We start from the raw sequence: 22,695 nt of genomic DNA on the forward strand, positions 1-22,695 counted from the left end.
CCTCCAATATGGAAACCTCTTCGCACCACCGCGCGAACCCATAACATTGCCGCAAGCAAAAGTATGCGGCGTTTCGCATATTTCATTTCTCACTGCTCATTGCGCTTGCCAAGTTACTTAAAAGTTAATATTGATCCGAATGCGTTAAAAAAGAACAATTTGTCAGTTCACTGGAATAGGTATGACTATGCAATTAGCTCCTGAATACCCCGTGAACCCGCTTTCCTCGCGGCATGCGGAGGAAAGCGAGGATGAAGTTTTCGCCGTTGAACAACTCTCGCAGCTGTGTACTGGTCTGGCGCAGCAACGCCCGAATAACCTCAACAGCTTGCTCAACTCCCTGGCGTTGATCGCCCCCCTGCTGAATGCCATTCCCAACGTGGTATTTTTCATCAAAGATGCGCAAGCGCGTTATCTGCTGGCTAACCTGACGCTGGCCAAACGCTGCGGCTTCAAGACCGTCACACCGCTGCTGGGTAAGACCTCGGCCGACGTTTTCCCCACTCAACTGGGTTCTGGTTACACTGAACAGGATCTGCGGGTGCTGCATAATGGCGTGCAGATTCAGGATCGGTTAGAAATGCACCTCTACAGCGGGCGTGAGACGGGGTGGTGCCTGACACAAAAGCTGGCGTTGCATGATACACAAGGTAAAATTATCGGTATGGCGGGTATCTCGCACGATCTGCAGGAAGCCAAAGCCAACCATCCGGCTTACCAACGGCTGGCAGCGATCGATGTTTATATTCGCGAGCACTTTGCCCGGCCAATCGCCTCAGAGGAACTGACGGCGCTCACGGGCCTTTCCGTGGCGCAGATCGAGCGCTACTGCAAACGGATTTTCCATCTCACCCCGCGCCAGATGATCCATAAAGTCCGGCTTGAAAAAGCCACCGAGTTGTTGGCCAGCGACCTGCCCATTACCGACATCGCCTTGCAGTGCGGCTATACCGATCACAGCGCTTTCAGCCGCCAGTTTAAAGCGATGACCGGCTCAACACCGCGCGATTTCCGCATCACGCTGAGCAACTAACTTATTGAAATAAAACTACCGATGGCGTTAACGCACCAGGCTTATTGCTACGCGTCATTCTCTGCCATTGTGCCAACTTCGTCATAACAATCGGCGAAAGACGTCAAGCCGCCCCGATCAATAGCGGTCAATCTGTTATCGAATTTCACCAATAATTCACCATTAATTAACAAACCCAGATAACAGGATAAAAGCGATGAACTCTAAAACGATTAGCTGGAGCGGCGTGTTCCCCGCGGTGACAACTCAGTTCCGCAGCGATTTCTCTCTGGATCTCGATGCTACCCATGCAGTCATCAAAAACCTGGTTAAAGACGGTGTTTCCGGCCTGGTCGTTTGCGGTACCGTGGGAGAAAACACCTCACTCACCGTGCAAGAGAAACTGGCTGTCATCGAAGTGGCAAAAGATGCCGCTCAGGGCAAAGTGCCGGTGATTGCCGGTATCGCCGAATTCACCACCGCTTTTGCGCAAAACATGGCACGTGAAGCCCAAAAGGTGGGCGTCGACGGTATTATGGTGATGCCAGCCTTAGTCTATTCCGCCAAACCGCATGAAACGGCCGCCCACTTCCGCAGCGTGGCAGGTGCTACCGATCTGCCGATCATGGTTTACAACAACCCGCCAATCTACAAAAACGATGTCACGCCCGACATCCTCACCACCCTGGTGGATTGCGACAACATCGTCTGCTTCAAAGACTCTTCCGGCGACACCCGGCGCTTTATCGATCTGCGCAATGCCGTGGGCGATCGCTTCGTGCTGTTTGCCGGCCTGGATGACGTGGTGCTGGAGAGTGTCGCGGTCGGGGCTGAGGGCTGGATCTCCGGCATGTCTAACGCATTCCCGCGTGAAGGAGAAACCCTGTTCAGACTGGCAAAACAGAAACGCTTTGAAGAAGCACTGGCGCTGTATCGCTGGTTTATGCCACTGCTGCATCTGGATGCCCGCCCGGATCTGGTGCAATGCATCAAACTTTGCGAAGAACTGGCTGGCCGAGGCAGCGCCGTCACCCGCCCACCGCGCCTGGCCCTGCAAGGGGAAACGTTACGAGAAGTCACCACCATTGTGGAAACCGCGTTGGCAAACCGCCCTACGCTGCCTGAAGTCGGGTTGTAAGCCTCGTTCACGCCCGGCGCGAAACCGGGCGTATTTCTCTTAACCCACAGGGGAACCCCATGCCGAATACCTTCACCCTCAGCGGTAAACAGTTTATCGCTGGCCAGCGCCTTGCCAGCGGCGAGGCGGAGCTTATCAGTCGGCGAGCCGATAATGACCAGCCCACCGGTTATCGCTTTTATCAAGCCAGCAGCGCAGAAACTGCCGCGGCCGCACAGGCCGCCGCACAGGCCCTCCCTGCCTATTCACAAACCAGCGCTGAACAACGGGCCGCTTTTCTCTGTGCCATCGCCAATGAAATCGACGCGCTGGCCGAACCTTTCTTCACCTTCGCCATGCAGGAAACCGCCCTGCCGTTAGCCCGCCTGCAAGGTGAACGCGCGCGCACCAGTGGCCAACTGCGCCTGTTTGCCGAACTGCTGCGCCGCGGCGATGTCCACGGCGTGCGCATCGATTGTGCCCTACCGGAGCGTACGCCGCTGCCGCGCCCCGATCTGCGCCAGTATCGCACTGCGCTTGGCCCGGTCGCCGTGTTTGGTGCCAGCAATTTCCCTCTGGCATTTTCTACCGCCGGAGGCGATACCGCCGCCGCGTTGGCCGCAGGCTGCCCGGTGGTTTTCAAGGCACACAGCGGCCATATGATCACCGCAGAACTCACCGCGCAAGCAATCGAACGGGCGGTGCAACAACAGCAGATGCCGGCGGGCGTCTTCAATATGGTTTTCGGCGCCCGCATCGGTGCCGAACTGGTGCAGCACCCGGCCATTCAGGCTGTGGGTTTCACCGGTTCATTGCCAGGTGGGCGCGCCCTGTTTGATTTGGCAATGCGCCGCCCACAGCCTATTCCGGTGTTTGCCGAGATGTCGAGCATCAATCCGGTGGTAGTGATGCCGCAGGCGCTGGTTCAACGTGGGCAGAGCATCGCGCAGGAACTGGTGGCCTCCTTCACGCTGGGCTGCGGCCAATTTTGCACCAAGCCAGGGTTGATCATCGGTATTCGTAGCCCGGCATTCAGCCAGTTAATTGATGATTTAAAAACCCGGGTCCATGCCGCCACGCCGCAGCACATGCTGAATGCAGGCACGCTGGCGCACTATCGCCACGGGCTGCAAGCGCTGGAACAGCATCCAGGGTTAGAACACTTGGCGGGTAACCTGGCCCCACAACCCCATCTGGCTGCAGCGCAGCTCTATCAGGCGGACGCTCAACTCTTGCTCAACGGCGACGAGCTGCTGCAGGCAGAAGTGTTTGGCCCGGTGGCGATCGTGGTAGCAGTAGACGATCGGCAGCAATTGCAGGCGGCGCTAGAACAGTTGCAGGGCCAACTGACCGCGACGTTACTCGTCGAGCCTGGCGATATGGCTGCGGCAGCAGAACTGCTGCCCCTACTGGCGCGCAAGGCCGGGCGAGTGCTGTTCAACGGTTACCCGACCGGTGTAGAAGTCTGCGATGCCATGGTGCACGGCGGCCCTTACCCGGCCACCAGCGATGCACGCGGCACCTCGGTCGGCACGCTGGCGATTGAGCGTTTCCTACGCCCTGTTTGCCTGCAAAACCCCCCTGCAGCGCTACTGCCAGCCGCTTTACAGGACAGCAACCCACTCAACCTGTTGCGCTTGGTTAATGGCACCTACACCCGCTCCTCATTGGAAGGAACCGCTTATGGCGATCCAAGGTAAGTTTAAAAAGCAGCTTACGCTCACCGATCTGACGTTTATCGGCCTGGGCGCAATTTTTGGCTCCGGCTGGCTATTTGCTGCCAGCCACGTTTCCTCCATCGCCGGGCCTGCGGGGATCTACTCATGGCTGATTGGTGGATTGGCAGTGTTGCTACTCGGCATCGTTTACTGTGAACTGGGCGCGGCATTACCCCGCGCTGGTGGCATTATCCGTTATCCGGTGTTTTCTCACGGCGAACTGATGGGCTATTTATTGGGTTTTATCACCCTTATCGCCTTCTCCAGCCTGATTTCGATCGAAATCGTCGCCGCTCGCCAATATGCCGCCGCCTGGTTCCCGTTCCTTACTCAGCCAGGTTCTGGTGACCCAACGCTGATCGGCTGGCTGGTGCAATTGTTATTGCTGTGCTTTTTCTTTGCCCTTAACTATTACAGCGTGAAAACCTTCGCCAAATCCAACAACCTGATCAGCGTGATCAAGTTCCTAGTGCCGTTACTGGTGATCGTGGTGCTGTTCACCTTTTTCAAACCGGAGAATTTGCACAGCCAGGGTTTCGCCCCTTTCGGCGCAGCCGGAGTTGAAGCGGCTATCTCGGCAGGCGGGATTATCTTCGCCTATCTTGGCCTGACGCCGATCATTTCGGTGGCCAGCGAGGTGCAAAAACCGCAGCGCACCATTCCGATCGCCTTGATTCTGTCGGTGGTGCTTTCCACCATTATTTACGTCCTGCTGCAACTGGCGTTCCTCGGCAGTATCCCGAGCGAAATGCTCGCCGATGGCTGGGCCGGTATCAGCAAACAATTCTCTCTGCCTTATCGTGATATTGCCGTCACCTTGGGTATGGGGTGGCTGGCCTTTATGGTGGTCAGCGATGCCATCATTTCACCCAGCGGAACCGGCAACATTTATATGAATGCCACACCGCGGGTTATTTATGGCTGGGCACGCACCGGCACCTTTTTCAAAATATTCACCCGGGTTGACGGTGAGTCTGGTATCCCGCGTTACGCCTTATGGTTGACCTTCGGCTTATCCATTTTCTGGACGCTGCCGTTCCCGTCGTGGGAACGGTTGATCGGCGTGGTGTCCGCCGCGCTGGTGTTAAGCTATGCCATTGCCCCTGTTACCGCCGCAGGCTTACGCCGCAATGCAGCGGATCTGCCCCGGCCATTCCGGGTTCGTGGCTTTTGCGTGCTTGGGCCGCTGTCATTTATCATCTCGGCACTGATCGTCTACTGGTCCGGCTGGAATACCGTTTCCTGGCTGCTCGGCCTGCAGATCCTGATGTTCTTCATCTATATCCTGTTCAAGAATAAAGTCCCGACACACGCCGTTAGCCTGAAACAGCAGATCTACTCCTCTTTGTGGCTGATCGCATTCTACGCGCTGATTATCGTCGCCTCTTATCTCGGCAGTTTTGGCGGCATTGGTGCCATCAGCCACCCTTGGGACACCCTATTAGTCGCCGCCATTGCGCTAATCATCTACTACTGGGGAGCCTATACCTGTCTGCCTAAGGCAAACTTTGCCGGGGACGAAGAAGAATAAAGGAAGAGAAAATGACTCAAACCGTAAATCTATCGCTGGACGAGGCTTATCAGTTAGCACACCGCGCATTACGCAGTAATGGCTTCAGCCAGGCACAGGCTCACGCTGTGGCGCAGAATGTCACCGCCGGGGAGCGAGACGGTTGCGCCTCCCATGGTTTGTACCGCGTCCTAGGCTGTGTGCGTTCGCTGCATGCGGGCAAGGTTTCCGCCGATGCCGAGCCGCGGTTGATCGATACCGCCCCCGCCATTCTGCAGGTGGATGCCGGAGCGGCCTTCTCTTTGCTGGCTTATCAAGCCGCTTTGCCTGCATTCATCGCTAAAGTACGCCACTGCGGCATCGCCGCACTTGCCATCAACCACTGTGTACACTTTTCTGCACTGTGGGCCGATATCGAGCCGCTGGTTGAACAAGGGCTGGTAGCGCTAGCCTGTACGCCAAGCCATGCCTGGGTGACGCCAGCAGGGGGAACCCAGCCGCTGTTTGGCACCAACCCGATCGCCTTTGGCTGGCCACGCCCGCAGCAGCCGCACTTTATCTTTGATATGGCCACCAGCGCCGCCGCACGCGGTGAGATTGAGCTGCATCGCCGGGCAGGCAAACCCCTGCCGGAAGGCTGGGGGATCGACCAGCAAGGCCGCCCCTCAACCGATGCAGCCAGCGTACTGCAAGGGGCGATGCTGACCTTCGGCGGCCATAAAGGCTCTGCGCTGGCGGCCATGGTGGAACTGCTTGCCGGGCCACTGATTGGTGATATGACCAGCCAGGAGTCGCTGGCTTACGACGCCCAAACCGGCTCATCCCCTTACGGCGGTGAACTGATTATTGCCATGGATCCCGTTCGTTTTCTCGGTGCCGAACAGCCAGCACATTTCGCCCGTGCGGAAACTCTGTTCGCCAACATGCAGGCACAGGGTGCGCGTATCCCGGGAGAGCGGCGTTTTCAGGCTCGACAACGCAGCATGCAGTACGGCGTTACGCTGCCACAAACGTTATACGATGAAATTGTGGCGCTATGCCGCTGAGAGGCAACAGGCCCGCGCTGACGGCGGGCCGATGAGTTATCTGATCACCATCACCGACGTTTTGGCATGGCGCACAATGGCTGCGGCGTTGGAGCCCAGGAGATAGGTCTTCACACTTGGGCGACGGGAACCAATCACGATCAGATCGGCTTCAATCTCTTCGGCGAGCAGTAACACTTCGTCACGCGGTGAACCAAAGCTGATGGTATACGCCAAGCGCTCCAACGGCAGATCAATTTCCGCCATGATTTTCTTCAGCCCTTCAACCGCTTTCACTTCGGCCTGATTTTCAAACTCTTTGATACCAAAGGAATAAGCAGTGACAAACGCTGAAGCATCCGGTAACGCATGGAAGAAATGTACCTTGGCCCCGGACATTTTTGCCAGATACTCGACATGCTTAAGGGCATGTTCGGTCAATACATCTTCTGAAATATCTACCGGTACTAAAATGGTCTTGTACATGTTCAATCCCTTCTTTATTTACCGTGATGAACCCAAGTTTACTGCCAGGCAATACGATGGTGAATCGGCTTATATCGCTTTTGTGAGGCAAGGCAGGAGAAGAGCCCATCGCCATGATCTGCATCTGTTAGCCTGTTATGCTTAAAAAGGCTTTGGCGCTAGTCAGATGTTTTGCAGACCCAGGCTCTCGTTCGACGTACTCTCATTTCACCTCGCCCCAAATAGCCTAGATGCAAAATCCCCTCCCACCGTTTATTAAATCAATGATTTTTATTTTTGTGAGCGAGAGCGCAAAACCAAAGAAAGATGCGCGGCGAAGCAGCGAATCTGCCGCTCAGGCACGCCAGCCGCCGCCATAAACTGATTAAAACTCAACTGCCCTTGCAGAAATCAATCCCAATCACACTCCCTGCTGCTTCACGCGGCACCCAGTGTTTAGCGGTTAACTTGCATTAGTTTTTTTCATGCGAATTTTGCAACATGCTGTTTAATCAATAAGATAAGACTTTACCGCCCTGTTCATTTGCTATGGCAAAGAGTAATCTTCCGCCCCTTGGTCGTCCGATTTGCTGCCAAAGTGTAAAGAATAATCGACTTTTACCTCGCGCATAAATGTTGTAAATATGTTGCATAAAGATGGCGATATTGAGTTACCTTACTAACACCGGAGCGCCCGGATAAACACATAAAAAAGAGCCACTTCAGAGCTCACAATTTCACTCATGACAGGTAAAACAGGACATCATCAGATGGTAGATCATTCTAAAATAACCACAGATGCCACCACGGGATCAGAAGATCATCTAAGACGAAACCTTACCAACCGACATATCCAACTGATTGCCATCGGTGGTGCCATTGGTACCGGTTTGTTTATGGGCTCCGGTAAAACCATCAGTCTGGCTGGCCCCTCGATTATTTTTGTGTACATGATCATCGGCTTTATGCTGTTTTTCGTGATGCGCGCGATGGGTGAATTGCTGCTTTCCAATCTGCAATATAAGTCCTTCAGCGACTTTGCTGCCGATCTGCTCGGGCCTTGGGCCGGTTTTTTCACCGGCTGGACCTATTGGTTCTGTTGGGTGGTCACCGGGATTGCCGACGTGGTTGCCATCACCGCCTACGCCCAGTTCTGGTTCCCCGATCTGTCGCAATGGATCGCTTCGTTACTGTGCGTGTTGCTGCTGCTCAGCCTTAATCTGGCAACGGTAAAAATGTTCGGTGAAATGGAGTTCTGGTTCGCGATGATCAAAATCGTCGCGATTGTCGGCCTGATCGTTGCCGGTTTGGTGATGGTAGCCATGCAATTCGAGTCACCTAACGGCAGCGTCGCTTCATTTTCTCATCTGTGGAATGACGGCGGTATGTTCCCAAAAGGCATCAGCGGCTTCTTTGCTGGCTTCCAGATTGCGGTATTCGCCTTCGTCGGGATCGAGCTAGTGGGCACCACGGCGGCGGAAACTAAAGATCCGGAAAAAGTGCTGCCGCGGGCGATCAACTCCATTCCAATCCGTATCATCATGTTCTATGTGTTTGCACTGATCGTCATTATGTCGGTAACGCCATGGAGCTCCGTGGTTGCCGACAAGAGCCCGTTTGTTGAGCTGTTTGTGCTGATTGGCCTGCCTGCAGCGGCCAGCGTCATTAACTTTGTGGTACTGACCTCTGCAGCCTCTTCCGCCAACAGTGGTGTATTCTCCACCAGCCGTATGCTGTTTGGCCTGGCGCAGGAAGGCGATGCGCCAAAATCGTTCGCCACGCTTTCCAAGCGCGCGGTACCGGCCAACGGCCTGACCTTCTCCTGCATCTGTCTGTTGGGCGGCGTGGTGCTGATTTACCTGATCCCGAACGTGATGACGGTATTCACCCTGGTTACCACCGTGTCAGCGATCCTGTTCATGTTCGTCTGGACCATTATTTTGTGCTCATATCTGGTTTACCGTAAACAGCGCCCGGCGTTGCACCAGAAATCGATCTACAAAATGCCTGCCGGTAAGCTGATGTGCTGGGTATGTATGGCATTCTTCGTATTCGTGTTGGTGCTGCTATCACTGCGCGATGATACCCGCCAGGCACTGGTGGTGACGCCGCTGTGGTTTATCATTCTGGGGATCGGTTATCAGTTTGTCCGCCGCAAAAGGGCCTGAGTGATGTGATAACTGCAACGCCGCGTTCTAACGCGGCGTTGTTATTTTTGGCTTGGGGTATTCAAGAATCTGAGTTCGATTGCAGCCAGGCGATCACTTTAGCTACCGGGCTACCAGGCATTACTTTCTGTGGCGTCAACACACAGTAACCACTGCCATCTTGTTGAAAACCAAAGGGGGCGGTTAATAAACCCGCCTTGATGTCATCACGCACATGTTGCCAAGGGCCAATGGCAATACCAACTCCCGCCACTGCGGCTTGCAGGCTAAAATAGAAATGATCGAAATGCTGTTGTGGCTGATTGGCCAGTGCGATCCCCTGCGACTCAGCCCAATCGTGCCAGGCTTGCGGGCGGGTGGAAGTATGCAACAGCAGTGCGTCATCGCGTAAACGCTTTTCCACACCATTATCTACGACAAACTGATCGAGCATCTCAGGTTTGCATACCGGCCCTACCTTTTCGATAAATAAAGGCTCGCTGTGCACACTACTGCCCCAGTCAAAATCATTACGGCGTATTGCTACCGTCGTTCCATCGCGAAAAGAAAATGCTCCTCCCCCCGCAACCAGTTGCAGATTGATATCAGGGAATGCCTCTTGAAAAGCAGGTAAGCGCGGAATCAGCCAGCGCATCAGCAAGGTGGGTTCGCAAGACAACACTATCGGCGCATCCTGCGCCTGTTGGTACAACTCCTGAATGGTATCTTCCAGTATGCCGAACGCCTGTTGCGTTGCTTGATATAACTTGCGGCCTGCCGACGTCAGAAATACCCGCCGATGACGACGTTCAAACAGTGCTACCCCGAGCTCATCCTCAAGTGCACGTACCGCTCTGCTCACCGCACCATGCGTCAGGCTCAAACGGTGTGCCGCCAGCGTAAAACTCTCCTGACATGCAGCAGCCTCAAAGCAGCGTAATCCGCCTAATGACAGTTGCCGCCCGACCTTGCGTGAGTATTTCTCACCAGTCCGGTCAGTTTTCATCGTTTGTCTCCACGTGCAGTTTTCTTTATAAATCAATTACCAATTTCAATCACTGTACAAAATAACCATGACCGAACTCTTAGCCGTCTTCATTATTACCTTATTCGCGGTGATCAGCCCTGGGCCAGATTTTGCCATGGTATCGCGCAATAGCCTGTTGCTCTCACGCCGTGCCGGGTTGCTGAATGCCTGCGGTATTGGCGCCAGTGTATTAATTCATGTCTCTTATACCCTTATCGGCGTCGGAATGCTGATACTACAATCTTTATGGCTGTTTTCTGTATTCAAGATAGTCAGTGCAATCTGGTTGGTCTACCTGGGCGTCAGCCTGCTGCGCCAGGCAAACCACCCCTTGAGGCCACAAACCTCGGCCCCATCCGATGATTTAAGCGCACTAAAAACCGGCTTTCTGACTAACCTACTGAATCCAAAAGCCACTCTGTTTATTGTCAGCCTGTTTGTGCAAGTGGTGAATCCTCAAACGCCACTCGCGGTACAAATCGGCTACGGGCTGTTTATTTCATTAGCTCATGTTGCCTGGTTCAGCCTCGTGGCACTGTTCTTTTCGTCACCGGGTATCAACGCTCAATTCCTGCGCATACGTAAAACTATCGACCGATTATTCGGTGGAGTTCTGATCGTCTTCGGCACCTTACTGCTCGCCAGTAACCTTAAGCCGCAGTGAACTGGCCGCTAAAGCCGCCATGACGCTGAAAAAGCCATCAATCATCATCTAGAGTGATTCTTCAGGGTCGAACATCCATCGGCCCCATCTTGTTGCTGAACTAGCGCAAGGTTAAAATACCCTTTAGCCTGAACGTCAGTGTTCTGCCTGCCCAGAGTCAAGGTCAGGCGTTTTGTTTTTGCGTATTGCAAAAGGAAATAAGTCAGTGTCTAAAGATTTTGATGAACTAATAAGAGACATGGATCTTATTATTGAGAATGTAGACAGTTTCAAGGCTATGGCCCCCCGCGCACCTCAGCCAACGGCGGAACCGCCAGCAATTCATTATTACGATTCGTTCTGCGAAAACATTGCGCTGAAAGTGGTACTGAAAGTGCTGCTCTCATCAGTGGACAAAATCGTGAAGGTACAGATCGCCAACAAAGTTGAACAGGAAATTGCCCAAATTGAACAACAAGTCGTGCGTGCCGGTGGCGGCCCGGTCGCTGCGGAAGATCTGGCGCAAATGACCCACTATGTGCGCCGTACCGTCAGTGATTTACTGGACTAGGGTGGCAATAGATCAGCCTTGCAGGTACTGCACTTTTGCCTTCAAACAGCTTAGCCTTCGCGGGTTATTGTTGAAGATTTAAGAGGCATAAGAAAAACGTTTTGGCGGTAAATCCAACGCTTTGTTCTTGGTAACCTTAACCGCTTTAGCGGGATCGCCTGCAATAAACTCCAGTGTGGGTGAATAGTAAAAGGGTAACCAAGCCTCGTAACTGCTCTCCCACTCCCATTTTACCGGGCATGGCCACAGAATATCCTCATACAGAATGTAATAGATCCACCGCCCATGTGGGCGGCGCGGTTTGACTTTTTTCATAGTGCCATCAGTAACTCTCTTACCCAGCGCATATAGTTTTCTGCCCAATGATCCAATCAATCAAATAGCTATACTAACTCAGCAAAGCCATCTGAGGCGAGAAACACCAGTTTCTGCTTGATTGCCATTAATTATAAAACAAGGACGGCGAGCTGGCTAAAACCTATGAAGGCGATCACGCAAATGGGATGGGAGGTATCAAGCTATGCGGGCCATGACCATAGAAAACTGTAACACCGCGATTTCACACGGTGGTAACAGTGTTTCCCTGTTGAGGAGCAACACAAGCTTTTGGGTGCTGTTTGGAGGTTAAATGTACAGCGACCTCCTCGGCATTTTAGATCGATTTGTGGATTTTCTCACCGTGTTGGGCGTCGTTTTCCCACGAATCATTGGCGTTATGCTGGTGGACTATTACCTTTTGCGCACCCACAGAAATGCTTTGGATGCTAGCCGCCTAGCAGGGAAACTGCCACAAGAAACGCCGCTTATTGGTTGGGTTGCCATTATAGCCAGCATAGGCGGCAGCGTGATTGGGCTAGTAACTGAATGGGGTGTACCCACCCTCAACTCATTGCTGGCAGCCAGCCTGATTTACTGGTTGCTGAAACTGCTGCTTGGGCAAGCCACCAGCTTGCAAACTGCGCAATAGCCAAACGATTTTTACCAGTACCCTCCATCCTTTGTGAGGGTACTATTGGCCAACGTTTGCCCATGCTGCACCAGAAATAATCGCATCATCACTCACAGTAGCGCTATTAAAAACACCAGTTCGGCCACTTCCACCGCCGCCCCCAGCGTATCACCGGTTTGCCCGCCCAAACGGCGGTGCAAATAGGCTCGTAATAACAACACGGCGATCAGCGTATACCCCAGCGCGATCATGCCGTTACCCTGCCCTAACAGCATCACCATCACGGCAGCACAGGCCAGCGTGGTTGCCGTTTGCACGCCGTTGATCCGGCCAATATACAGGTTCCCCAAGCCATCGCCCTCGCGGGCATAACGCTGGCGATACATCAGCAGTACCATTAACGAGCGCCCAACCACGCTTGCCGCGATCAGCGTAGCCAGCATCGGCAGCCCACGCAGCGCCAGTTCGCTAACCACCAGCACTTTTGCCAACACAATAAACACCAGTGCCAATCCGCCGCTGGTTCCCAGGCGGCTGTCACGCATAATCTCCAGCATGTGTTCCCTGCTGCGGGCAGAAAACACCCCGTCACAGGTATCGGCCAGCCCATCGAGATGAAATGCCCCGGTGACTAGCGCCAAAGCCAGCACGTAAGCCAATGCCGCCAGCGGGAACCCGCACCAGGGAGCCAGCAAGATAAACACCCCGCCGCCAATGGCACCGACGATCGCACCAATCAGCGGAAACCCCACGATGCCACGCTTGTAGTCATCCAGTTCAAGCCCCTGTATCCAGCGAGCAGGTACCGGAATACGCGTCATAGACTGCAAGGTGGCTAAAAACAGACGTAGCCTCATTTGATTTTTACCTCGAAACCAGAGAACACCCAAAATACCGTTTCGGCGGCAGCGGCCAAGCGTTGATTGAATCGGCCAGCAGTATCACGAAAATGCCGCGCCAAACGGTTTTCCGGCACAATACCCATGCGCAACGCGTTAGTGACCAGATCAATCGTCGCCGAGCTACGAGCATCGCTAGTCATTAGAATCACAAAGCACTCTCTTCTTGACGGCTGCTCATGATAAAATTTAAATTAATATCAATAAATTAGTTAACTTTATCAGCCAGGATGTAAAACTGCTGTTGTTTATATTGGGTATAGTCTAGTGCCGCCTCCTCATCAACCGGCAACCCTTTACTGCGGCGTAACGCATTCAGTAAGGCATGGTTAATGCGGCAACGTTGCCGTTTCATACACCAAACCTTCACGATTACCTAACCTCGGGTAGCTGTAGGCATGGGCTGGGAAACGGAACAGGCGGTTTCGCCAGCGATCGAACAACACCGTCTCATCATAACTGCTTGGGAACTTTTCCATTCTAAACCAGTGTTGACCACCATCGGTGGACACTGTCATATGCAGTGGGTCATTGAACTGTTTTTCCATCATCAGCAGATTGTTGCCCGCATACAGAGCCGCTAAGGTTTTCTTGCCGGTTTCCAAGACCGGATAAAAGGTTCCATCAGCCTGTAACTTGTGCAGGCTGTAACGAACCCGCGGCTGGCTTTCCAGAATAAAGTAGAAATCCCCTTGCGTGGTGCTTTCGCCGTCAATAACGGTTCCCTGCATCCACCAGTTTGATTCGATGCGTAAGGTGTTGAGATTGAAATTGAGCAATAGATGGCCCGATTCATCGTCGCCACTTTCACTCGCGCCACTCCAGACGGTAACGTACTGGTCATCGTTATAACGCCAGTAGGTTGGGTTAAGCGCGGTATTAACGCCCTGCTGCGCTAGATCGAGCAGCATTTGCCAATGCTGGCCAAGATCGCTGGATTGATAAAGCTTACCGCTCTGCGCAACCAGAACCTGCCCGGAGCCAGAAATACCCAATAGCTGATAGGGAGAGTCCTTTTCCGGCGCTTGCCACTGCGGCTGCCACTGCCAACGACGTCCACCATCGGCGGAATAAAACACCACATCAGCCCGATCCAGATAGCTGTTGAAAAGAATCAGGCACTGCCCTTGAGCACTGCATTCCTGATCCATCACGGTGCCGAGAAAACGGGCGCTGATACGCAGATCGCCCTCCTGCTCAGTGATGATTTGAGTCACTGGCACAATGGCATCATCCAGATACAGCGTGCGGCTGTTTTCATTGCCCGTATGGCGTTCTAGTGCGGAACGAACCGCCTCTTGGTCTGGTGATATTTGCAGGTTTAACAGCGAAGGGGCATCACTAGCCAGTAAATCGATCTGTATGGTTTTTTGGTAGCTGTGTACCCAAGTTGCCCGATCAATATGAAGCAATTTCATATCAATTGCGTCGCTGACCCCGGTTAATAATACGCCTTGTTGAAAGCTGCTCAGGCGTTGCTTACTCATCACCACGGCTGGCTGCTCGGCCTGATAGCTCCGCTGCCATGACCAGCCGGTAGCAAATCCGGCAAAACCTTCGATATAGAACAGTATTCCGGCAACAATTCCCCCCAAGGCTAACAACGCCATGCGTGTTTGGCTTTGGCTGAACATTAACTCACTTCCTGAATATAGTTTTTTGCCCCACGGCAGCGTTTGAACAACGTCAACATCTGGCGGGCAAAGGCGCAACGCGCCGCGCTTAATGAGTGCTTGCGCACCAGCCAACTCGTCAACTCCACCAGCAGCATAAAAATACAGAACATCATGAGGCTCATCAAACCGAAGGCATAGAGCATCTCTGCGGCGTCCAACCAGTCCCATTTATCCGGCATACCGCCCTGTTCCCACCACTCCTCAGCGGTGAAAAACGCCACCATCACTATTAAAAACAGGCAGATACCGGCCATCAGTTTATACATCAGTTTCATTTGCTGGAATGATACCGCTATGCCGCCCACTTTCAGATAAGCGCAACCATCCCTTTCATTGCAAACCCCAAGAACCCTATTGTCCTGTTGATTCACCACTAACGTCAGCGGATCGTTCTCTGTCAGAAAGAACGGATGTTGGCGAAAGAACAGCGGATTAAGATCTTCCGTCAGGGTATTAAAACCGCTACGAAAAGAGAACTCTGAGCCATTGCAGGTAAATTGATAGTCAATAAAATCCCGCCGGCTTTTGCCACTGCCGGTGAAATCGCGGCGAGCGCTAACCTCGGTAGCCACACCACTCACGCTGGCGAGCATTACCCGATCAGAAAGCAACAGATCGGCGGCCTGAAGCGCATCCAGATCGTTATCCTGTTCATCACTGGTTTGCTGCGTTGGCCGGCTGTTTAACGGCCCCGGCAACCGCAAAGCGGGCGAGTGACAAATTGAAACATCGCCGGTTTTGACCTGCTCCAACCCTTGCAACAAACGGCGCATCTTGCTGCTGGTACCCACTAGCAGCGCCTGAAAAGAAGAGGCAAACAACCAGCAGCCAAAGCAGAAAACAAACAGAAGCAATACCATCAACCAGACGCTCACCCATTGAAAAGCCGCATAGATCGACGCCCCTATCACGCCTAATCCGCCCATCAGCTTCAGCGTCGCCCTCAGCTTACTGATGTCCGCTACCTTCGGCTGCAACACCCCCTTTTCCTCACTGGCCAGCCAATGCAGCCAGTAGCTGCCATCGGCCAGTTGATGTGCGCCGATATAAACGCGATCCCCCTCGACCAACCGATTCAACACGTTGGCCTCAAGAAACTGTCTGCTGTAGGTATAAAAAACCTTATCCCCGGCCAGAATGCGCCGAAACTGACTTTCACTGGGTGCATTGAGATCGTGCCGGACAAACGGCAAATCGAAAAAGAAGATTTTTTTCATGGAAGATGACACATCAGCCTTGGCTGCGGCGATTAAAAACGATGATCCAACAGCTTATCCTGGCGTAACGTTGGTCTGCGTCTTAACAGATTTTTGGCTATTTATCAGTAATCTAACGAAAAACGGTTTATCAATCCAGCCGCTTGCCGTCGTTAATCGACAATATTTTGCCGGCACCCCTCGCAAAGCGGATGCCAGCAACAGGTGGTTATGCCACCGAAGCTATCAGAACAGGCCGCTGAGCAAGCCAACCCCCAATAATGATGAGCCGCCGCCAATCACCCCCGCCCACCAGCGGTTAGTGCTGGAAAGAGTCAGCAGATAACCGATCCCCAAGCCAACCAGATGCAGCCCTGCTGTGGCGATCACCATACCTGAAAGTGCCGCTGCCGAATGAGAAAGTTCAGCGCCGTGTGCCAAACCGTGGAAAATGGCAAAAGCGCCAATGATCAACGCACCGGTTACCGCACGCAACTTCAGCCGCAGCGCCACCATCACGCCCACCACCAGCAGCGAGGCGGCGACAAGGTATTCGGTAGCCGCCACCGTCACGCCCGCCATGCCGATCAGCGCACCCGCCAACAGCAACCCGGCAAACGCCAGCGGCGCAAGCCACCATTTTCGGGTGTTCATGGCACTCCAGACGCCCACCAGAATCATCGCCACCAGGTGATCCATCCCGGTCAACGGATGGATAAAGCCTTCAGTGAAGCTTAAAACGTGATGAGTACCGCCATCATTCCCTACGTGGGCGTAAACCAGCATCGGGAACAGCGCCAGTACGGATACAGCCACAGCTTTGACATTAATACGCATAGTAATCACCTGTTGTTCATCCTATAAGAAACCATAAAAAACGGACACGCCCCTAACGCGCTGCGGCGATCAACGCCTGCCCCAGCGCCAAACCGCCATCACCGGCAGGCCACTGCGACGGCAGCAACACCTGCAAACCTTCTAGCTGTTGCACCAGCAGTTGGCGCAACAGTTGGTTATGGAAGACCCCGCCCGACAACGCGACGGTGTGAATATCGTGCTGCTGTGCCGCCTGCCAGGCCAAGGCGGCAAAACCCTGCGCCAGCGCCCAATGGAAAGCATAAGCCCGCCGGGCTGGTGTAGACCGATAGCTCAGCCACTGTGGCCAAAAAGAGGCTAAATCCAGTTGTTGGCCGCACAGCGGCAGAGAAACCGGCGGCTGATGGTGCGGGCTTTGCTGCGCCAGCGCTTCCAACAGGCACGCAGCCTCCCCCTCCCAGGAGATTTGCGGCGGAACGATTTGCAGCGCGGCAGCCACCGCATCAAACAGGCGCCCGGTAGAAGACGCCAAAGGTGCATTGATCTGGCGCTCAATCGCCTTTGCCAGAATGCTGGCCTGTGGCTGCGGGATACTTGCTGCTTCCGGCAGAGCTTGCCAGCCAGGGACAAAGCGCAACAGATGCGCCAGCAGGTTGCGCCACGGCTGCTGCGCTGCCAAATCGCCACCCGGCAGCGCCACCGCCGGTAACCCGCCCAAATGTTCACAATGCTGATAGTCCACCAGCAGGCATTCTCCGCCCCACAGTTGCCCGTTAATACCGTAACCCAAACCGTCCAGCGCCAGCCCGATCACCCTGCCACCGTCACGCGGCCAGGCATGCTCCGCCAAGCAACTGACCAGGTGGGCATGGTGGTGAAGCGTCTCCACGCAGGGAAGCGCTAAACGTTCGGCCAGCGCGTGCCCCTGCTGATGGCTGAGGTAACCGGGGTGGGCATCAACGGCGATCGCCTGCGGCGCTACGCCGTAGATCTCACCAAACAGCGTAATCAGTTGCTGTTGCTGCTGGCGGGTAGCGTCATCGGCCAGCGAGCCAAGGTGTTGGCTGACCACGGCGCGATCGCCCCACAGCAGGCAAAAGGTGTTCTTGGTATCGGCACCCAGCGCCAGCACCGGTGGCTGCGCGCTAAAACCGGGCGGCAATGGCAAAGCATCCGGCACATAGCCGCGCGCACGCCGCAGCATTTCAGTGCCCCGTTGGTTTAGGCGCAGCACCGTATCGTCGGCACGCTGGACGATCTCGCGGTTATGCAGCAGCCAAGCGTCAGCAATGCCTGCCAGCTCCTCAAGCGCCTGTTGATTAGTTAGCGCAGGGGGAAGGCCAGAAAGATTGCCGGAGGTCATCACCAGCGGGCGGGCAACCTGCTGGAGCAACAGATGTTGCAGCGGATTGGCAGGCAGCATCACGCCCACCTCGCTCAGCCCAGGGGCAATTTCCCGGCACAGCGGGCCGTCGGGGTGCGCTGGCACCAGCACCACCGGTGCCGCCGGGCTGCGCAACAGTTTGAGCAACGGCGCAGTATCTGCTACCTGAACACAGGCCGCTAACCAATTGGCATCCGGCATCATTACCGCCAGCGGCTTGGCTGGGCGACGCTTACGCAAGCGCAGGCGCTGCACCGCCGCTGAATTAGTGGCATCGCAGGCCAGATGAAAACCGCCGATGCCCTTGATCGCCAGGATCTCCCCCGCCATCAGCGCCCGCGTGGCCCGTTGCAGCGCGTCATCCGCGCTGGCCGTCACGTTGCCGCTGGCATCGCTCAGCCACAGCTGCGGGCCGCAGATCGGGCAGGCATTGGGTTGCGCGTGGAATCGGCGGTCGGCCGGATCGTCATACTCCGCCTGGCACGCCGGGCACAGCGGGAAAGGCTGCATGGAGGTATTGGGCCGATCGTAAGGCATCTGGCGAATGATGGTAAAACGCGGGCCGCAGTGGGTGCAGTTGATAAACGGGTAGCGATAGCGCCGGTTGTGCGGCGAATTCAGTTCTGCCAGGCAAGCGTCACAGGTGGCCGCATCGGCGACAATATGGGTATCAATCTGCCCTGCGCCACTGCTGGCAATGGTGAAGTGCTGTGGTTCCTGTGGCCAATGCAGAGGCTGCTGGCTGACGCTGTCGATCCGCGCCAGCGGCGGGCATTGCAGCGGCAAGGCGCGCAGGAAATCCGCCACCTTGGGCGAGCGCCACAGACGGACGATCACCCCAGCGCCGTCGTTGCTGACGTCACCGCGCAGATCGAACCGCCGCGCCAGCTGCCAGACGTAGGGGCGAAACCCCACCCCTTGTACCTTGCCTTTCACCCGCAGGCTGAGGCCATTGCTGTTGGCGACTGTAGTATCAATATGCGCCATGATATCTAACTACCACTACAACAGGTGGGCACCGGTGTTGACGCCATTGAAGGCGCTTTCACGGTGCTACCTGATAAACGCCAAATCTTGAGCGTCCGAAAAACATGCTTATTCAAACCAACAAACAAAATAGAGCCCTTTATCAAAGAGAACGGGTTAAGCATTAAGCGATATTCCCCTCACCCTAGCCCTCTCCCTACAGGGAGAGGGAACTGGTTAGCTAACAAATCCGCGGTAGCGGCTCGTCCAATGGCAGATCCAAGCGGCGCGAAACGCCAAACAACCCCACCACACTCACCTGCTGGCGCTCCAGCGTGTGGCCAATCACCGCCGCATCGCGCCCCAGCGGGTGCTGACGCAGTGCGGCCAACACCTCGGCTTCGGCTGCAGGTGCCACCACCAGCACCAACTTGCCCTCATTGGCAAAGTTCAGCGCATCCAGCCCCAATAACTCACATATCCCGCGCACTGCGGGTTTCAACGGCAACGCCGCTTCCACGATCTCCATGCCGCAGCCGCTGGCGGCGGCAAACTCATGCAGCACCGCCGTCACGCCGCCGCGCGTGGCATCCCGCAGCGCCCGCACACCGGCGATGTGTAACAACGGCGCAATCAGCGGTGCCAGCAGGGCGCAATCGCTGGCCAGTTCGCTTTCCAACCCCAGCCCTTCACGCAGGTTGAGAATGGTCGCGCCGTGATCGCCGAGCGTGCCGCTGACGATAATGCTGTCGCCCTGGCGGATCTGATGAACACCCCAATCAACGCGGGCCGGAATCGCGCCAAAGCCGGTGGTATTGATAAAAATTTTGTCTGCTGCGCCACGGGGAACCACTTTGGTATCACCGGTGACGATCTGCATCCCGGCCTGCTGCGCCGTAGCGGCCATCGACTGCACGACACGCACCAGCATGGCAAACGGTAACCCTTCCTCCAGGATCAGGCCGCAGCTCAGGTAACGCGGCTGCGCACCGCTGACCGCCACGTCGTTAGCGGTGCCGCACACCGCCAGCTTGCCGATGTCGCCACCGGGAAAGAAAATCGGGTCGATCACATAGCTGTCGGTGGATACCGCCAGCCGATCCCCGGCGCTACAAAGCTCGCTCAGCGCAATGCGCGCCTGGTCTTCACGCGCGTTCAGGGCTGGATTGGCAAAGGCTTGCAAGAACAGCTCTTCGATCAGGCTTTGCATCGCCCGCCCGCCGCTGCCGTGTGCCAGCGTGATTTCACGCTCATCGTTCGGTTGAAGCATCAGGCCGTCTCCCTGCGATATTGATAGTAAGCCGCACAGGCCCCTTCCGATGACACCATCAAGGCACCAAAGGCGTTGCTTGGCGTACACTCTTTGCCAAACAGCGGGCAGGCGTCCGGCTTGCAGCGCCCGGTCAGCACCTCGCCACAGCGCGAACGCGGATCGTCCGCCACCCGCTGTGGCTGGGGCTGAAAGCGCCGCTCGGCGTCAAACTCGGCATAGTCCGGCGTCAGTTGTACGCCGGAGTGGGCAATCTCCCCCAAGCCGCGCCATTCGCTGCTCGCTTTCAGGCAAAACACTTCCGCCAGCGCCTGCTGTGCCAAACGGTTACCCTGCTCTGGCACAATGCGCCGGTACTGATTTTCCACCGCGCTGCGGCCAGCGCGCAGTTGTTCCAGCAGCATCACCAGCCCTTGCAGAATATCCAGCGGTTCAAACCCGGTGACCACCAGCGGTTTACGGTATTGCTCGGCGATAAAACCGTAAGGCGCATTGCCGATCACCATGCTGACGTGGCCGGGGGCCAGAAAACCGTCAATCCGCACATCGGGCTGCTGCAACAGGCTGCGCAAGGTGGGGATCAGGGTAATGTGCTGGCAGAACAGGCTGAAGTTGGTTAGCTTACGCTGCCGCGCCTGTTGCAGGGTCAAGGCGCTGGCGGGCATGGTGGTTTCAAAACCCAGCCCGAAAAACACCACTTCGCGCTGTGGATAGTCTACCGCCAGCTGCAGGGCATCCAGCGGTGAATAGACAACGCGGATATCGGCGCCGTGCCGCCGGGCATCCAGCAGCGATCCGTTGCGCCCGCGCACGCGCATGGCATCGCCATAGGTGCAGAAAATCACTTCCGGGTGCGCGGCAATCTCCAGGCAGCTATCGATGCGCCCCATCGGCAAGACGCAGACCGGGCAACCCGGCCCGTGGACAAACTCCAGGTTATCCGGCAGCAGCCGATCGATGCCAAACTTGAAAATCGCATGGGTATGGCCGCCGCACACCTCCATAATTTGCAGCGGCAAGCGTTGCTGGGCGGGCATTGAGAGCATCAACTGCGCGATGCGCTGCAACAAAACCTGGGTCAGCGCCGGATCGCGGAATTCATCAACGTAGCGCATCGCTGCCCCCCGGCATCGGTGATTCAAGCCCAACGGCGCGCATATGCTCCAGCGCCGCCAGCGTGTCCAGCGCCTCCTGTTCGTCGAGCAGGCTCATGGCAAACCCAACGTGCACCAGCACCCACTGGCCGAGCAGCGCCTGCGGCGAATCCTCACACACCAGCGCGATATTGACCCCGAGCGACACGCCACACACATCGACCGTTGCCAGTTGATGCAAATCTTCGCCAACCGCGATCACTTTACCGGGTACGCCAAGGCACATTATTGCGCCTCCAGCCAGTCGAGCCAGAGATCCATCCCCTCGCCGCCGGTGGCCGAAAGGGCAATCACCTGAATGGTGGGGTTAACCTGACGGGCATAGGCAATGCACCGTTCAACCGAGAAATCGACATAGGGCAGCAGGTCGATCTTATTGATCACCATCAGCGTGGCGGCGGCAAACATATGCGGATATTTGAGCGGTTTGTCCTCCCCTTCGGTGACCGACAGCACCGCCACTTTATGCCGTTCCCCCAGATCAAAACTGGCAGGGCATACCAGGTTGCCGACGTTTTCAATAAACAGCAGGCTGTTGTCCTGCAGCGGCAGGCGATGGGCCGCATCGTGCACCATCTGCGCATCCAAGTGGCAGCCTTTACCGGTGTTCACCTGAATCGCCGGAACCCCCGTCGCGCGGATGCGTTCCGCGTCGTTGCTGGTTTGCTGATCGCCCTCGATCACCGCGCACGGCACTTTGCCCGCCAGAGATTGCAGGGTGGCCGTCAGCAGGGAGGTTTTGCCGGAGCCGGGGCTGGAAACCAGGTTCAGCACCAGGATATTCTGCGCGGCAAAGTGTTCACGGTTATGCGCCGCCAGATGGTTATTTTTGCTCAATACGTCCTGTTCAATCTGCAATAACCGGCGCTGCCCCATGCCGGGTGCATGGCTGCCTGCCTCGCCATGGCCATAATGCAGGTCTTGCGAATGTGGTTGTACCTGGGGGGCAAACGGCACCGCTTCAGCGCTGGCGTAATGATGATGAACGTCACCTTGATGGTGATAATGGTGGTGGTGATGGATCGTGACTGTCTGATGGGCATGCCCATGATGATGGTGATCGTCATCATGGTGGTGATGGTGCTCATCCCCTTCGATCGATGTTTCTCCGTGGCCGCAACCGCAAGTCGTACACATAAGGCTTAACTCC

At 55.6% G+C, this 22,695-nt stretch carries 21 protein-coding genes and 2 pseudogenes; 9 read left to right on the top strand and 14 right to left on the bottom strand.

Going from position 1 to position 22,695, the window contains the following annotated elements:
* Positions 1 to 187 precede the first annotated feature (187 nt).
* The 5 genes from BMI79_RS10480 (at position 188) to BMI79_RS10500 (ending at position 6,403) form a co-directional block, all read left to right on the top strand.
* Positions 188 to 1,033 (top strand): AraC family transcriptional regulator, encoded by an 846-nt coding sequence (locus tag BMI79_RS10480; protein WP_076942364.1) that lies wholly within the window; start codon positions 188 to 190, stop codon positions 1,031 to 1,033.
* 196 nt (positions 1,034 to 1,229) lie between these two features.
* A complete protein-coding gene (locus BMI79_RS10485; protein ID WP_076942094.1) occupies positions 1,230 to 2,150 on the top strand; it encodes a dihydrodipicolinate synthase family protein in 921 nt (306 codons plus the stop codon).
* A 59-nt stretch (positions 2,151 to 2,209) separates the two neighbouring features.
* Positions 2,210 to 3,829, top strand: coding sequence for an aldehyde dehydrogenase (NADP(+)) (locus BMI79_RS10490; RefSeq protein ID WP_076942095.1), 1,620 nt, complete (start codon positions 2,210 to 2,212; stop codon positions 3,827 to 3,829).
* Positions 3,813 to 5,378, top strand: a complete 1,566-nt coding sequence (locus BMI79_RS10495; protein ID WP_076942096.1) for an APC family permease — start codon at positions 3,813 to 3,815, stop codon at positions 5,376 to 5,378. Before BMI79_RS10490 ends, BMI79_RS10495 begins: the two co-directional genes overlap by 17 nt.
* Before the next feature lie 11 nt (positions 5,379 to 5,389).
* The gene (locus BMI79_RS10500) at positions 5,390 to 6,403 is read left to right on the top strand and encodes an Ldh family oxidoreductase (protein WP_076942097.1); all 1,014 of its coding nucleotides are present in this window, start codon (positions 5,390 to 5,392) and stop codon (positions 6,401 to 6,403) included.
* A gap of 36 nt (positions 6,404 to 6,439) precedes the next feature.
* On the opposite strand, the gene BMI79_RS10505 is transcribed toward BMI79_RS10500, so the two are convergent.
* The gene (locus BMI79_RS10505; protein ID WP_076942098.1) at positions 6,440 to 6,868 is read right to left on the bottom strand and encodes a universal stress protein; all 429 of its coding nucleotides are present in this window, start codon (positions 6,866 to 6,868) and stop codon (positions 6,440 to 6,442) included.
* A gap of 749 nt (positions 6,869 to 7,617) precedes the next feature.
* Here BMI79_RS10505 and cycA point away from each other — a divergent pair.
* Entirely contained in the window at positions 7,618 to 9,015 is a 1,398-nt protein-coding gene (gene cycA / locus BMI79_RS10510; protein ID WP_076942099.1) for a D-serine/D-alanine/glycine transporter, read from the top strand.
* Between the two features lie 61 nt (positions 9,016 to 9,076).
* Here the strand turns inward: cycA and BMI79_RS10515 are convergent, their stop codons facing one another.
* Positions 9,077 to 10,000 carry a LysR family transcriptional regulator gene (locus BMI79_RS10515; RefSeq protein ID WP_076942100.1) on the bottom strand — a complete coding sequence of 308 codons (924 nt, stop codon included), beginning with the start codon at positions 9,998 to 10,000 and terminating at the stop codon, positions 9,077 to 9,079.
* Between the two features lie 67 nt (positions 10,001 to 10,067).
* Here BMI79_RS10515 and BMI79_RS10520 point away from each other — a divergent pair, with 67 nt between their 5' ends.
* Together BMI79_RS10520 and BMI79_RS10525 are read left to right on the top strand one after the other, a co-directional pair.
* Entirely contained in the window at positions 10,068 to 10,685 is a 618-nt protein-coding gene (locus BMI79_RS10520; protein WP_076942101.1) for a LysE family translocator, read from the top strand.
* 238 nt (positions 10,686 to 10,923) lie between these two features.
* The gene (locus tag BMI79_RS10525) at positions 10,924 to 11,235 is read left to right on the top strand and encodes a hypothetical protein (RefSeq protein WP_083704420.1); all 312 of its coding nucleotides are present in this window, start codon (positions 10,924 to 10,926) and stop codon (positions 11,233 to 11,235) included.
* A 78-nt stretch (positions 11,236 to 11,313) separates the two neighbouring features.
* On the opposite strand, the gene BMI79_RS10530 is transcribed toward BMI79_RS10525, so the two are convergent.
* Positions 11,314 to 11,550, bottom strand: a complete 237-nt coding sequence (locus BMI79_RS10530) for a hypothetical protein (RefSeq protein WP_076942103.1) — start codon at positions 11,548 to 11,550, stop codon at positions 11,314 to 11,316.
* A 325-nt stretch (positions 11,551 to 11,875) separates the two neighbouring features.
* On the opposite strand from BMI79_RS10530, the pseudogene BMI79_RS10535 reads away from it, so the two are divergent.
* Positions 11,876 to 12,202 (top strand): annotated as a pseudogene (locus tag BMI79_RS10535) (cytosine permease); the annotation flags it as partial.
* 92 nt (positions 12,203 to 12,294) lie between these two features.
* Here BMI79_RS10535 and cobS read toward each other — a convergent pair.
* The 11 genes and pseudogenes from cobS to hypB form a co-directional block, all read right to left on the bottom strand.
* Entirely contained in the window at positions 12,295 to 13,041 is a 747-nt protein-coding gene (gene cobS / locus BMI79_RS10540; RefSeq protein WP_076942104.1) for an adenosylcobinamide-GDP ribazoletransferase, read from the bottom strand.
* A pseudogene (locus BMI79_RS10545) lies at positions 13,038 to 13,214 on the bottom strand (bifunctional adenosylcobinamide kinase/adenosylcobinamide-phosphate guanylyltransferase); the annotation flags it as partial. The gene cobS and the pseudogene BMI79_RS10545, both read right to left, overlap by 4 nt.
* A 77-nt stretch (positions 13,215 to 13,291) precedes the next feature.
* Complete coding sequence (locus tag BMI79_RS23800) at positions 13,292 to 13,438, bottom strand: hypothetical protein (RefSeq protein ID WP_158069114.1); 147 nt, start codon at positions 13,436 to 13,438, stop codon at positions 13,292 to 13,294.
* Positions 13,413 to 14,717, bottom strand: a complete 1,305-nt coding sequence (locus BMI79_RS10550) for a beta propeller repeat protein (RefSeq protein ID WP_076942105.1) — start codon at positions 14,715 to 14,717, stop codon at positions 13,413 to 13,415. The genes BMI79_RS23800 and BMI79_RS10550 overlap by 26 nt, the downstream gene beginning before the upstream one ends.
* Positions 14,717 to 15,976 carry a hypothetical protein gene (locus tag BMI79_RS10555; RefSeq protein ID WP_076942106.1) on the bottom strand — a complete coding sequence of 420 codons (1,260 nt, stop codon included), beginning with the start codon at positions 15,974 to 15,976 and terminating at the stop codon, positions 14,717 to 14,719. The genes BMI79_RS10550 and BMI79_RS10555 overlap by 1 nt, the downstream gene beginning before the upstream one ends.
* 225 nt (positions 15,977 to 16,201) lie before the next feature.
* On the bottom strand, positions 16,202 to 16,792 hold the full coding sequence (locus BMI79_RS10560) for a HupE/UreJ family protein (RefSeq protein ID WP_076942107.1): 591 nt from the start codon (positions 16,790 to 16,792) through the stop codon (positions 16,202 to 16,204).
* Between the two features lie 52 nt (positions 16,793 to 16,844).
* Positions 16,845 to 19,142 (bottom strand): carbamoyltransferase HypF, encoded by a 2,298-nt coding sequence (gene hypF / locus BMI79_RS10565; RefSeq protein WP_076942108.1) that lies wholly within the window; start codon positions 19,140 to 19,142, stop codon positions 16,845 to 16,847.
* A gap of 220 nt (positions 19,143 to 19,362) precedes the next feature.
* Positions 19,363 to 20,391, bottom strand: coding sequence for a hydrogenase expression/formation protein HypE (gene hypE, locus BMI79_RS10570; RefSeq protein WP_076942109.1), 1,029 nt, complete (start codon positions 20,389 to 20,391; stop codon positions 19,363 to 19,365).
* Positions 20,391 to 21,506 (bottom strand): hydrogenase formation protein HypD, encoded by a 1,116-nt coding sequence (gene hypD, locus BMI79_RS10575; protein WP_076942110.1) that lies wholly within the window; start codon positions 21,504 to 21,506, stop codon positions 20,391 to 20,393. The genes hypE and hypD overlap by 1 nt, the downstream gene beginning before the upstream one ends.
* Positions 21,493 to 21,771, bottom strand: a complete 279-nt coding sequence (hybG, locus tag BMI79_RS10580) for a hydrogenase maturation factor HybG (RefSeq protein ID WP_076942111.1) — start codon at positions 21,769 to 21,771, stop codon at positions 21,493 to 21,495. The genes hypD and hybG overlap by 14 nt, the downstream gene beginning before the upstream one ends.
* Positions 21,771 to 22,682, bottom strand: coding sequence for a hydrogenase nickel incorporation protein HypB (hypB, locus tag BMI79_RS10585; protein WP_076942112.1), 912 nt, complete (start codon positions 22,680 to 22,682; stop codon positions 21,771 to 21,773). Before hypB ends, hybG begins: the two co-directional genes overlap by 1 nt.
* Positions 22,683 to 22,695 lie beyond the last annotated feature (13 nt).

This window comes from Serratia oryzae, from assembly GCF_001976145.1.
In the GTDB taxonomy this organism is placed as follows: Bacteria; Pseudomonadota; Gammaproteobacteria; order Enterobacterales; family Enterobacteriaceae; genus Chania; species Chania oryzae.